Consider the following 12,993-nt stretch of genomic DNA (forward strand, 5'->3'; position numbering starts at 1 on the left):
GCATCGAAGCGAGCCAGCTCCGCAAAAGCGCCAGATCGAGGTCGGCGAGGACCGAACAGCCCATCCGCTCCGCATGAGCGCGCAGGTTGGCGAGGTCGGCGGCGTAGGCACGCACGGTCTCAGGAGATCGGGCCAGCTCCGCGATGAGGTGGCGGAGAAAACCCGCGACCGCCGCGTCCCAGTCGGACTCGGGTGTCTCGACGATCTCGACTGGCAGGGCGTCTGATCCACACGTCGCTCGGGGGCGCTGCCGCGGCAGAAGCCGACCGTCGGCGGGCTCCTCGGCGCTCTCGCCTCGCAGGGCCATGAGACGACCGTGGCAACATCGATGGTTCTCGTCAAGACGCTGCGGCGTCCGTGACACTGCACCCGGGGACATTGCATCCGGGCTGACTCAGGTCTCCCCGTCGGGGTTTTCGCCGTCGGGTCCCGGATCCGCGGTACTGCGCGTCGGGGAACGATCCGCCCCGCCGTGGGCGGCACCCGGTTGGGTACCGGACGTTGCGGGATGGGACGGGTTCGACGGCGCTCGGCCCAGATCCGTGAGGCGGTAACCGCCCGCCACGTTCTCGACCAGCCCCTCCACCGCGAGTGGGCCCAGCATCGCCAGCACCGCCTCGGGGCGCAGGCCGGTGCGGCGCGCCAGCACGGACACCCCGACGGCAGCGCGGGCCGGCATCGCGTCGAGAAACTCGCGCACCGCCTCGGACAATCCGTCCCGCGGGCCATTCCCGCTCTCCGGCCGCTGTACGAGCGATCCGATACTCGCGATTTCCTCCCTGATGTCCTCGGCCCCGGTGACCAGAACCGTCTGTTCACGGAAGTCCCGGAGCAGCCGGTGACAGCCTGCGCTCATGGCGCTGGTCACCGGCCCCGGAACAACCATGACGGGACGACCGAGCCGACGGGTGTGAGCAACCGTGTTCAGCGCGCCGCTACGGTGGCCCGCCTCGACCAGGACCGTCCCCCGGGACAGAGCCGCGATGATGCGATTACGGGTGAGGAATCGGCGTCGGTACGGCGGCGTGCCCGGCGACACCTCGCTGACTACCGCCCCGGTACGGGCGATCTCCTCCAGCAGTTCCACATGGGCGGTCGGGTAGGGAACGTCAACACCCCCGGCGAGCACCGCCACCGTCGGTCCGGCTGCGGCCAACGCCCCCCGATGTGCCGCTGCGTCAATGCCGAACGCGGCTCCCGACACCACGGCCCATCCCTGTTCCGCCATCGCAAACGCGATCTCTCCGGCGAGGTGCAGCCCGTAGCTGGTCGCGGTCCGGCAGCCCACGACTGTGACCGCCCGGGGTGGGAGCTCGCTCAGGTTGACCGGACCGCGAACCCACAGAGCCAGTGGAGTGCCGATCACCGAACCATCCCCCGCGTCCCGAAGGCGGTCCAGGGCATCCAGTTCGAGGGGCCACTCGGCGTCCTGGGGACAGACCAGCCGGGCGCCGGCGCGCCATGCCGCGTCCAGGTCCCGAACCGGATCGACACTCGGATGCGCCGCCCGGAGCGCGTTCCACACCTCGGACGCACCCCGACGCCTGACCTCGACGGCCGCGCGACGATGTTCCGGGCCGAAGACGCGAGCCAGGGCGACACGGGCCAACCGCTCGGGATCCGACCAGTCGCTGTCACCCGGTGCCACCCTCCCGGGCGCGGAAGCTGGATCCGCCCCCCGGGCATCCGGCGGAGTCGTCGAGCTCATGTCCCACTCCCTGAAGACGGCACCGGATGCGGCTTCTTCCTGCTGGGCGACACGGTTCACGTCACGGTCAGGAGCGTCCCCACGGGGGTCTCCCACGCTCATGCCGACCACCCGGGCAATCTCAGATCCAGAGCGGCACCGAACTGCTCGGGACCGGGCGTGCCCCGCCCGGCAAGATCGGCGAAGGTCCACGCCAACCTCAGGACACGGTCGAGACCGCGCGCGGTGAGCAGGCCTCTTTCGAATGCCCGCTCGGCCACGGCCGTCGCCCTCGCCGGCAGCGGCCACAGTCGGCGCATCGCCGGCCCCGGCACCTCCGCGTTGAGCCGCCACGGCGTTCCGGCCAGTCGGACCCGGGTCGCATCCTAGGCCGCAGCGACCCGCGCCGCGACAACCGCGGACGAATCACCCTGGCCACGGTCCGCCCATAGCTCCGCCCGGCTCGGAGCACTCAACGCCACCTGGATGTCGATCCGATCCAGGAGCGGCCCGGACAGACGGGCCAGATAGCGCCGACGGACCAGGCTCGGACATTCGCAGCCCACCGCGCGCGGGCCGCGGGCCTTCGAACACGGGCAGGGATTCGCCGCCAGAACCAGCTGAAAGCGGGCGGGAAACCGGGTCGTCGCGCGAGCGCGGGCGATCTCGATCTCTCCGCTCTCCAACGGTTGACGTAGCGCATCGAGACTTTGACGGGTAAACTCCGCCGCCTCGTCCAAAAATAGGATGCCCCGGTGCGCCTGACTGGCCAGCCCGGGCCGGATCACCGTCGAGCCTGCTCCGACGAGTGCCGCCGGGGTCGCACTGTGGTGCGGACTGCGATACGGCGGTCGGGTGACGAGCGGGCAGTCCGCGGGCAGCAGGCCGGCGACCGAATGGACCGCGGTCACCTCGAGAGCGGCCTCGGTACCGAGGTTCGGCAGCAACCCGGGCAGTCTGTCGGCCAGCATGGTCTTGCCACTGCCGGGCGGCCCCTGCATGAACAGGTGGTGACCACCGGCAGCCGCGACCTCGACGGCCAGCCGGCCCCTGCTCTGCCCCGCCACGTCCGCCAGATCCCCGGCCTGACCGTCGGTGGAGGCAGCTTCGGTCGTGGGGGCCTCCACGGGCTCGGCGGCGATCTCTCCCCGCAGGAGCGCCAGCACACTGATGAGATCGACAGCGGGCTCCACCACCGCGCCCGGTACCAGCGCCGCCTCGGCGGCGTTGCCCGCCGGCACCACGACCCGTTCGACACCGGCGGCCACCGCCCGAAGTACCGCCGGGAGCACCCCGCGGACACCGCGCACCCGGCCATCCAGCGCCAACTCGCCGATGAGTACCCGGCGGAGCAGGGCTGCGCGCGGCACCACGCCGGCCGCGGTGAGGATCGCCACCGCCATGGCCAGGTCGAAACCACTGCCCGATTTCGGGAGGGTGGCGGGGAACAACCCGAGTGTGATGCGACGATCAGGCCACCGTTGGCCCGAGTTCACGATCGCGGCGCGAATCCGATCCCGCGACTCATGCAACGCGGCATCGGGCAGACCGATGAGAGTCAGCCGCGGAAGACCATCGGCGAGATCCGCCTCCACCTCGACGATGTGACCTTCGACCCCGACGACCGCCACCGCCCGGGCCCGCGCGAGAGCCATCAGAACGCTCCCCGGATGTGCTCGACACGAACCGGGCCCGTCGAAGGACGGGACACCAGGAGGACGTCGAAACGCACCAATGACGAGGCGTGGGGGTGCTCGGCGAGCCACCGGGCGGCCAGGCGTCTGATCCGAACCGCCTTGCGACCTACGACGGCCTCGGCGGCCGATCCGTAACGCGTCCCGGATCGGGTCTTGACCTCGCAGAACACCAGGCTCTCACCGTCCTGCACAACGAGCTCGCCCTCGCGGCAGCGCCAGTTACGGTCGAGGATCTCGGCGCCGACCGCCGCCAGATGGCGGGCTGCGACATCTTCGCCGAACCTGCCCAGTGCGTCCTTTGCCCGCATCGCCGCTCCCGTTCGCCGGGGGACGGGTGCCCGCCGGTCGTGACCAGCGTGGACGTGGGCGGGCCGGAGAGCCATCCACATGATCGACATGTGGATGACGAGGGTTTCTCCACAGGAGCGAGCTGGGCGGACATCTCAGCGGGTCATCACGGGCTTCGGTGACGGGTCGAATCGCACGGTCGATTCAGGCGACAGCCGACCGGAATGAGGTGCCGATCCGCCGAACATACCGCCGAGACGATCAAGATGCCGAGGCAATCAGGCAGCCGGGCCGGGAAAGCGTGACGCCGAGAGTCGGCGTCAGACCTAGATTCGCTAGTAGCGCCGGCTTGCATGATCAAAGTTCGGTGATCTTCCCTTTTCGGGCTTGTTGATGTTGTTTTCGACGGCTGGGCAGGGTGAAGGCCCGGCTGTCGTGCCGGGTGAGCGCCGGGTCCACGGCCCGGGGGCGTGTTCCGCGTAGAGAACGGGCTGGTCAGACGGCCGCGGGCAGGGCGCGCAGCCGGGCGAGGGCGGTGGTTAGGTGCTGGTCGCGGCCGGGTGGCAGGCGCAGGATCAGTTGGCCTGCGTGGCGGGTGACCCGGCCGGGAATGGTGATCAGTTCGTGGCGGAGCCGGTCGCCGTGCGCGCGCCCGGCGCGCTGGTCGAACCCGGTGAGCGTCTGGAGCAGGGTGGACAGCCAGCCGGCGAGGATCGCGGCCCACGTCCAGACGGTGTTGATGGTCGGGTCGGCTGAGGGCAGGTGGCGTAGGCCGGCGCCGAGTTTGTGGTCCTTGATCTGGGTCTCGATGTCGGCGCGGCCGCGGAACCAGTACTCGAGCGCGACGATGTCCGGCCCGTCGTCGGCGGGGATGTTCGTGACGATGAAGCTGACCGCCCAGGCATGGTCGACGATTCCGTCGAGCGCGAGGGTGAGCTGGGCTTTCGGGATGGTGCGCCGCCGCCGTGAGCGGGGGTCGGTGGAGATCTCGGTGGCGGGGACCTTCACCCGGCGGATGATCGTGTAGGTGCCGGGCGGCCAGCCGGTCGGAGCGTAGCTACTGGTGGCGACCTGGGCGCCGGTCATGTCCCGCGCGTCCGTCCAGGACGTCTCCTCGACGGCGGCGTAGGCGCGCCAGAACGCGGAGTTACGCGGCGCGGCGATCGCGAAGTCCACCCCCGCGGCCACGGCGGCGCGGGCGAGGTCGCCGGTGAAGAACCCCGAGCCCGCGCGCAGCAGCGGCGGCGCGCAGACCGCGACCGGCAGGTTCGCCCGAGCCCGCGCGAACAGGCCGGCCGCGCGCGGACGGACGTCCTGGTCGCCGGCGAGCAGGTCCGCGGCCAGGACCAGCCCGGTCCTGGCCCATGACGCCAGCAGCGGCCGGCCTTCTTCCCCTCATAGGTATAGGCCACGCCGCGCTTCGTGCGGCCGAAGACCTCGACATCCGAGGAGTCCAGGTCCAGCGTCGGCCGCCCCGTGACCAGCTCGGCCCGGCGCTGCGCGGGTAACCGGGCCAGCCAGCGGCCGGCGAGCACCCCGACCGTCGCCTCGACCCCGGCCAACGCGCCCGGCCCGAACCTGGCCGCCAGCCTCGCCGCCGTCCGCGACGGCGCGAACGGCACCGCCGCCAGCAGCCCACCCGCCTCGTCGGACCGCAGCCGGTCCAGCCCGGACAGCGTCGCCTGCCCTGTCAACTGCGCCGTGGCCAACCCGACCAGCAACTCCCCGGCCGACAGTCCCCGCGCCCGCTGCTTGACCGGCCCGACCCGCTCGTCGAGCGTCTCAACGACCCCGAGCCGATCCACCAGGTCGCTCACCGCCGCCAGGCCAGCCAACCCGGTCAGCGACCGGTCCGCCGGCCCGACCCGAACCCGCAGGGCCCGTTTCCGCGGCCCGGTCGATCTGCGTAGTCTCTTTACCCGGCGGGTGCCTCTCGTCAGGACGCCATCGGTTGGTGGTGGTAACCCCGATTCTTCCTGCACGGCAGGCACCCGCTCACGTTCCAACGATCTACGAACCCCCAACATCACCAGCTACTGGCGGATCTAGGTCAGAGCTCGGCCTTGGTCAACTCCTCGACGTTGATATCTTTAAAGGTGACTACTCGGACATTCTTAACAAAACGCGCAGGCCGGAACATGTCCCACACCCAGGCGTCCCTCAAGATCAACTCGAAGAAGACCTCGCCGTCCGTGCTGTTCCTGACCTCGATCTGGTAGTCGTTCGCGAGGTAGAAGCGGCGCTCGGTTTCGATCACATACGAGAACAGCCCCACCACGTCGCGGTACTCGCGATAGAGCTGCAGCTCCATCTCGGTCTCGTACTTCTCGAGGTCTTCCGCGCTCATACAGTCTCCGTGACGCCATGCCGGCTGGTCACAAGCACCCTGTCCTCCAGCCGCAACGATCGTGCTTCCCTCGTCGTCGCCGCATGCGCAGCCACGTTGACGTACGACATCCGATGCTCGTCACACGGTCCGCAGCGCGCCAGCGCCGCCGCGTGGGCCGCGGTGACGTATCCCTTGTGCTGCGCGAAATCGTACTCGGCATAGCGCGTGTGCAACGCACGCATGATCCGGTCCCTCGTCACCTTCGCCACGACCGAAGCTGCCGCCACGCACGCGACCACCCGGTCTCCCTTCACCACCGCCAACGACTCCACTCCGAAACCGGCGACCGCGAATCCATCCGTGAGCACGTAACCCGGGCGCGCAGACAGGCGCGCCACCGCGCGTCGCATTCCGGTGATGTTGGCCACGTGCAGGCCGACCCGATCGATCTCGGCCGCGGAGATGACGACGGTCGACCACGCCGCGGCGGCGACCATCACGTCCTCGAAAACACTCTCGCGGATCTGCTCGGTCAGGAGCTTGGAGTCGGCCAACCGCGCCAGCCGCTGACGAGCCTCCGGAGCCAGAATCACCGCGGCGACGACCAGGGGTCCGGCGCATGCCCCACGACCCGCCTCATCGACCCCTGCGACCGGGCCGAGACCATGCCTGTTCAGGGCGCGCTCGTAACCGAACAGCCCGGCATCCCGGCGAAGAGCGACACCGTAGTGTCTCATGACGGACCGCGGCGGCGAGCCGTCCCTGGTGCGCACGTGCGCGTGGATCCTCGTGGCATCCGGCGAGGCCGACGGGTGGCGGTCCACGCCGGGGGGATCAGCACGGCAAAGGCGAACAGGGACACGTCATCCGTGGCCGGGTAGCCCGGCAGCGGCACCACGGCGTCGCCGGTAGAAGACAGCGCGGCGGATGTGGTCGACCCGGCCGACGCACGAGGAGCCGGAGGCAGCACCGACGCGGCGGGAATCCCGGCGAAATCGTTCGGAACGCCCAGGAAGCCGAACCGGCCAAGTGGCCAGACACGGACGAAGGCCCGTCCCACCACCGCATGCTTCGGGATCGGTCCGTTCTGCCGGGCATCCGAGGAGGCCCCGCGATGGTCACCCATCACCCACAGGTAGCCAGCCGGGACGGTCAGCGGACCGAACCGCTGATAGTCGTTCTGGTAGACGTACGGCTCGTCGAGCGGATGGCCGTTGACCGAGACCCTGCCCGCGGTATCGCAACACGCGACCGTGTCGCCGCCGACCGCTATGACGCGTTTGATGAAGTCGGTCTCGCTCGGGGCCCCGAGACCCAACAGGTTCTGCGCGCCACGAACGAACCCGCTGAACGCGTTGCTCGGCGGCGGGACGACGGACTCGGCATGATCGAATCCGGTTCCCTTGCCATTAAAGACGACGATCTCACCCCGGTGCACGTCGCGGAAGTGGTAGACGACCTTGTTGACGAGAACCCGGTCGTCGACCAGCAGCGTCCGCTCCATCGATTCCGAGGGGATCCAGAACGCCTGGACCAGAAAAGCCTTGATGAGCAGGGCGAGCAGAAAGGCGATCAGCACAAGGACCGGGAGCTCGCGGAGGAACGAGCCACGGCCACGGGTCCGCGCCGCCTCGGGCCGGGAAACCCGACGACCGGGGGCTTCCGGGCCGTCGGGCTGCGCCTGGTCCTTCGGGCCGTCAGGCTCGGCCGCAGGGGTCGGCCGCGCACCGTCCGGCTGACCGCCCTCGGTTCTTCCCGGTACCCGAGGCCCACTGGGATCGGATGCATTCACGCCGCCACCTCGCAGAATCGACCGTCAAACCTCATCGGACCGGTCGACGTGCCACCAGCCGCACCTTGCGACAGCGTTGCGGACCGTGCCGCCTATCTTCGTCCATCAACGGCGGCGCCACCTGCACGGGCAACCGGCAAGTCGCGGATGGAGAATCCGGACGCGTCACGGGGTGGCGGTGGCCTCAGCGCGCGACCGGCTCACGCTTCTCCTTGATCTTGGCGGCCTTACCGCGCAGCTGACGCAGGTAGTACAGCTTGGCCCGTCGGACGTCACCACGGCTCACGATCTCGATCTTCGAGACGATCGGGCTGTGGAGGGGAAAGGTCCGTTCCACACCTACGCCGAAGCTGACCTTACGGACGGTGAAGGTCTCCCGCACCCCGCCACCCTGGCGGCGGATGACGGCCCCCTGGAAGACCTGGATGCGCTGACGGTTTCCTTCGACGACCCGCACGTGGACCTTGAGGGTGTCGCCCGGCCAGAACTCGGGCACGTCGGTCCTCAGCGACTCGGCGTCGAGGCTGTCCAGGGTGTGCATGGCAGTCGCTTCCTGAAGAGTTGAGATGGATGGTCCGCGGCCCCGGAACGCACCGAGGTGGACAATCCGTGGTCCAGGCCGACCCGGCCGGCATGGGTGGACGCAATCACCGCGAGGTGTCCCGCGGGAAAGACATGCGACCCGAGGCCGCCCGAACCGGTCACGAACCGACGGACACTGCATTCTACTGTGCCACACCCGGGAGAGAGACCGGACCGCCCTACCCCTCGCCCGGCCCCTCGACGTCACGATGATGGATCAGGCCCGTCCCCTCGGTGGGGGCCGGCAGCATCCGCCCGGCCGCCTCGGCCGCGGCGGCAGCGAGTACGACTCGGTCCGCTTCGGCGAACTCGCGGCGTTCCAGGAGGTCCGGGCGCCGCAACAGGGTACGACGAAGCGCCTGGGAACGACGCCAGCGGGCGATCGCCTCATGATCGCCTGAGCGGAGAACAGGCGGCACCTCGGTCCCCCGCCATACCGGCGGACGGGTGTAGACCGGGCCTTCCAGCAAGCCGTCGGAGAAAGAGTCATCGGCGGCTGAGGCACTGTTACCGAGTACTCCGGGCAGCAGCCGCGTAACCGCTTCGAGAATCACCAGGGTCGCGGCCTCGCCCCCGGCCAGCACATAGTCTCCAATGGAGATCTCGTCATCGGCCCAGGTCTCGATCACTCTGGCGTCGATGCCCTCGTAGCGCCCGCAGCAGAACACCAGCCAGGGCTCGCGCGCCAGTTCTTCGGCGTGGCGCTGAGTGAACGGAGTCCCCGCCGGGGTCGGCACGACGACCCGGGGCCGGCTACCGGCCACTCGTGCGGTGATCTGCGACAACGCCGCGTCCCAGGGCTCGGGCCGCATGACCATCCCCGGGCCTCCCCCGTAGGGGGCGTCATCCACGGTGCGATGAACATCCGTGGTCCACATCCGCAGATCATGTGTATGGATCTGCAGGGTTCCGTGCTCCTGAGCCCGGCCCACGAGCGACAGACGCAGGGGCTCGAGATAGGCCGGGAAGATGGTGACGATGTCGGCGCGCATCGGCTGCTTTCAGAGATATCGGCTCTTTCAGAGATATCGGCTGCCTGCCAAGAAACCCGATCTACCCGCCAGCCGAAGACCGGGCCGAGGGCCCGCAGCCGACTTCCCGCCCAGGACCCGGGTCAATCGAGATCGAGCAGGCCGGGCGGCGGATCCACGACGATCCGGCCGGCGGGGGGGTCGACGGTCGGCACGATGTCACGGACGAAGGGGACGAGATGCTCACCACCGTCCGGGCCGCCGATCGCGAGCAGGTCTCCCGCAGGGGAGTGAATGATGTCGGTGACGTGCCCCAACAACATGCCCGCCGTGGTCACCGCCCGCAGGCCGACCAGGTCCCGATCCCACCACATCTCCACAGCCTCGCCGTCACCGTCGGCGTCGTCGAGCGGCGATCCCGCCTGATCCGCGTCGATGGTCAGGAGCACGCCGCGCAGCGCCTCCGCGGCGCCACGATCGTCCACCCCGCGAAAATGAAGCAACAGGCGGCCCGAGTGCCAATGAGCGCCGGAGACGGTGAGCGCAGTCCCCCCCCCTTCGCGACCGAGGACCGCCCCTACGACAAACCTGCGGTGGGGCACGTCGGTACGAATCTCGATCGTGACCTCACCGCGGATGCCATGCGGACGGCCGATCCGCCCGACGACGATCTCCTCAGCCACGACTTCTCGGGCAATCAGGACGAAGCTCGCGACAACGCCGGCAGGTCCTAACGGTCCACATCGACGACGTCGATCCGAAGGGCCCGGCCTCCGACACCACCCATCACCGCGCGCAGCGCACGAGCGGTACGACCTCGCCGACCGATGACCTTCCCGAGATCTTCGGGGTGCACCCGCACCTCCAGGGTGCGTCCACGCCGACCGTTGTTCAGGTCCACCCGGACGTCGTCGGGGTGATCGACGATGCCTCGCACGAGATGTTCGAGGGCCGCCTCCAGCACCTACTGCCCCGCGGCCGGTGCGTCCGTGGCCGGGGCGGCTTCCGCTTCCTCTGCCGACCCGGACTTCTTGGCCTTCTTCGGCGTGGTCGCCGGCCGGTCCTCGGCGCCTGCGGCGGCCCGCGCGGCCGCCTGGAAGATCTCCCGCTTGTCCGCCTTTGGCTCGGCGACCTTCATCGGCGGGGGCGCCGGCAGGTTCTTGAACTTCTGCCAGTCCCCGGTGACCTTGAGGATCGCGAGGACGGGCTCGGTGGGCTGTGCACCGACCGAGAGCCAGTGCCCCACCCGCTCGGCGTCGACCTTGATGATGCTCGGGTCGGACTTGGGGTGGTACTGCCCGATGGACTCGATGACCCGACCATCCCGCTTGGTACGGGCATCAGCCACGACGATGCGGTAGTGCGGCTCGCGCATCTTGCCGAGACGCTGCAGTTTAATCTTGGTTGCCACGGTGGTCGAACGGCTCCAGACATGTCGATGACCACTGGTTTTCCATGGCTGCGCATGGAGCCCCGGTGGTGGGAAGCACCCGCGCCGGACAGCCACTCACACATCTCCCGCGCGACACCGCGAGGAATGAGGGCAGCCACACCGACGCTGGCAGGCAGGGCCTGTATTGAGCTTACAGTCTGCCAGATCGTGACCGCCGCACACGAGCGGGGAGCCCGTGCACTCGCCACGGCCGCATCGCGCGGGTCAACCCCGTTCTCCGCACATGCGCGCGTCGTCCCAGGTCAGGGCGCTGACCGATTTGATCATGCGATGCATCGTCGCAGGTCACGGCACCGTGTGCGGAAGACAGGGTCAACGGCCCCCGCGGGGGCCGCGCGGCGGCATCCCACCGAAGCCGTCCTGCTGCCGCATCAGCGCCGAGAGATCCGGCATGCCGTCCGGAAGCGCGGGGCCCTTCGCCGGCCGCTCCTGCGCAGTGGACTTCTGCGCCTTGGCCTGGGCCGCCCGTGCCGCCGGATTACCCTTGCGGCTGGCTCCCTTGCCCTTCTTCGCTGCCTTGCGAGCCGAGGCGGCCTTCGCTCGACCCACCCCCCCCGGCATCCCCATGCCGCCAGCCATCTGTCGCATCATCTTGCGGGCCTCGGCGAACCGGTCCAGCAGCTGGTTGACCTCGGTGACCGTGACCCCGGATCCACGCGCGACCCGAGCCTTGCGGGACGCCTGCAGGATCCTGGGATCACGCCGTTCCGTCGGCGTCATGGACCGAATGATCGCAACCACCCGATCGACGTCCCGATCGTCGACCTGCGCCAGTTGATCCTTCATCTGGCCCATACCCGGCAGCATGCCGAGCAGGTTGCCGATCGGGCCCATCTTGCGGACCGCGAGCATCTGTTCGAGGAAATCCTCGAGCGTGAACTCGGAGGCGACCATCTTCGCCGCCATGGCCTCGGCCTGCTCGGCCTCGAACGCCTTCTCGGCCTGCTCGATGAGGGTGAGGACGTCACCCATGCCGAGGATCCGCGACGCCATGCGTTCCGGGTGGAAGACGTCGAAGTCGTCCAGGGCCTCACCGGTGGAGGCGAACATGATCGGCCGACCGGTCACCTGGGCGACCGAAAGGGCCGCACCACCGCGCGCGTCGCCATCGAGCTTGGTCAGGACCACTCCGCTGAATCCCACGCCATCGGCGAAGGCGCTCGCGGTCGCGACCGCGTCCTGACCGATCATCGCGTCCAGGACGACGAGAATCTCATCCGGTGAGACGGCGTCGCGGATGTCGGCCGCCTGCCGCATCATCTCCTCGTCGACGCCGAGCCGCCCGGCCGTGTCGACGACGACCACATCGAAGACCTGCCGGTGCGCGTGCGCGAGCGCGTCGCGCGCGACGCGCACCGGATCCCCGACCCCGTTGCCGGGCTCGGGCGCGAAGACCTCCACCCCGGCCCGCGCCCCGACCACCTGCAGTTGGTTGACCGCGTTCGGACGCTGCAGGTCGGCCGCGACCAGCAGCGGGGTGTGACCCTGAGCCTTGAGCCAGCGCCCGAGCTTGCCGGCCAGGGTGGTCTTACCCGTTCCCTGCAGGCCGGCGAGCAGGATCACTGTCGGCGGGGTCTTGGCATACCGCAGCGTCGTCGTGCCGCCGCCGAGGATCGCAACGAGCTCCTCATTGACAATCTTGATTACCTGCTGGGCAGGGTTCAACGACGCACTGACCTCGGCGCCGCGGGCACGCTCCTTCACCGCGGCCACGAAGCCACGGACGACCGGGAGCGCGACGTCCGCCTCAAGCAGAGCCACCCGGATCTCCCGCGCGGTGGCGTCGATGTCGGCATCGGTAAGGCGCCCTCTGCCACGCAGCGACGCGAAGACCTTGTCGAGGCGGCTGGAAAGGGTGTCGAACACGCGCACACACTCCGGGATCGCAGACGGACCGCAGGGACCAGCGTACGCACCCGACGACGAAGGCAGCACACCCCCGTGTCCGATCAACCGACGACGTCACGCATCGGCCGATCGACGCGGACGCGACGTGCGCGGCCCGGCGAGGCATGCCCGCACGGACGCCGGCCTGGTCATTCACCTGCCGGGTCCGCCCTCTGCGCTGAGGAGGGCGAGACGCCTCGCCGGACGCTCACCCCCCCCGGCCAGGAGAACACCGAGGAACATGTCGCGGCTGACCGCGGAGCCCCACAGCTCCGCTCAGTGATGAAGCTTAGCTTGTCGTTTAACC

13 protein-coding genes and 1 pseudogene are annotated in these 12,993 nt (G+C 69.5%); all 14 read right to left on the minus strand.

Annotated elements, in window-relative coordinates:
• On the minus strand, positions 1-307 hold a 307-nt coding region (locus AC08OX_RS04425), incomplete at its 3' end, for a site-specific integrase (RefSeq protein ID WP_476606640.1).
• A gap of 87 nt (positions 308-394) precedes the next feature.
• Positions 395-1,708, minus strand: coding sequence for a DNA-processing protein DprA (gene dprA / locus AC08OX_RS04430; protein WP_476606641.1), 1,314 nt, complete (start codon positions 1,706-1,708; stop codon positions 395-397).
• Between the two features lie 98 nt (positions 1,709-1,806).
• Positions 1,807-3,342 (minus strand): annotated as a pseudogene (locus AC08OX_RS04435) (YifB family Mg chelatase-like AAA ATPase).
• Complete coding sequence (locus AC08OX_RS04440; RefSeq protein WP_476606642.1) at positions 3,342-3,692, minus strand: YraN family protein; 351 nt, start codon at positions 3,690-3,692, stop codon at positions 3,342-3,344. The pseudogene AC08OX_RS04435 and the gene AC08OX_RS04440 overlap by 1 nt, the downstream one beginning before the upstream one ends.
• Positions 3,693-4,167: 475 nt before the next feature.
• Complete coding sequence (locus AC08OX_RS04445; protein WP_476606648.1) at positions 4,168-5,049, minus strand: transposase; 882 nt, start codon at positions 5,047-5,049, stop codon at positions 4,168-4,170.
• Positions 5,050-5,722: 673 nt separating this feature from the next.
• Positions 5,723-6,019 (minus strand): DUF2469 domain-containing protein, encoded by a 297-nt coding sequence (locus tag AC08OX_RS04450; protein WP_011437963.1) that lies wholly within the window; start codon positions 6,017-6,019, stop codon positions 5,723-5,725.
• Entirely contained in the window at positions 6,016-6,738 is a 723-nt protein-coding gene (locus AC08OX_RS04455) for a ribonuclease HII (RefSeq protein WP_476606643.1), read from the minus strand. Before AC08OX_RS04455 ends, AC08OX_RS04450 begins: the two co-directional genes overlap by 4 nt.
• Positions 6,735-7,793, minus strand: a complete 1,059-nt coding sequence (lepB, locus tag AC08OX_RS04460) for a signal peptidase I (protein ID WP_476606644.1) — start codon at positions 7,791-7,793, stop codon at positions 6,735-6,737. Before lepB ends, AC08OX_RS04455 begins: the two co-directional genes overlap by 4 nt.
• 184 nt (positions 7,794-7,977) lie before the next feature.
• A complete protein-coding gene (rplS, locus tag AC08OX_RS04465) occupies positions 7,978-8,334 on the minus strand; it encodes a 50S ribosomal protein L19 (RefSeq protein WP_011437966.1) in 357 nt (118 codons plus the stop codon).
• 220 nt (positions 8,335-8,554) lie between these two features.
• Positions 8,555-9,367 (minus strand): tRNA (guanosine(37)-N1)-methyltransferase TrmD, encoded by an 813-nt coding sequence (gene trmD / locus AC08OX_RS04470; RefSeq protein ID WP_476606645.1) that lies wholly within the window; start codon positions 9,365-9,367, stop codon positions 8,555-8,557.
• Between the two features lie 122 nt (positions 9,368-9,489).
• Positions 9,490-10,029, minus strand: a complete 540-nt coding sequence (rimM, locus tag AC08OX_RS04475) for a ribosome maturation factor RimM (protein WP_011437968.1) — start codon at positions 10,027-10,029, stop codon at positions 9,490-9,492.
• 47 nt (positions 10,030-10,076) lie between these two features.
• A complete protein-coding gene (locus AC08OX_RS04480; protein WP_476606646.1) occupies positions 10,077-10,310 on the minus strand; it encodes an RNA-binding protein in 234 nt (77 codons plus the stop codon).
• Positions 10,311-10,757 (minus strand): 30S ribosomal protein S16, encoded by a 447-nt coding sequence (gene rpsP / locus AC08OX_RS04485; protein ID WP_011437970.1) that lies wholly within the window; start codon positions 10,755-10,757, stop codon positions 10,311-10,313.
• 354 nt (positions 10,758-11,111) lie between these two features.
• Positions 11,112-12,665, minus strand: coding sequence for a signal recognition particle protein (ffh, locus tag AC08OX_RS04490; protein ID WP_476606647.1), 1,554 nt, complete (start codon positions 12,663-12,665; stop codon positions 11,112-11,114).
• Positions 12,666-12,993: the final 328 nt, after the last annotated feature.

The organism is Frankia sp. CoBUL1 (genome assembly GCF_978021245.1).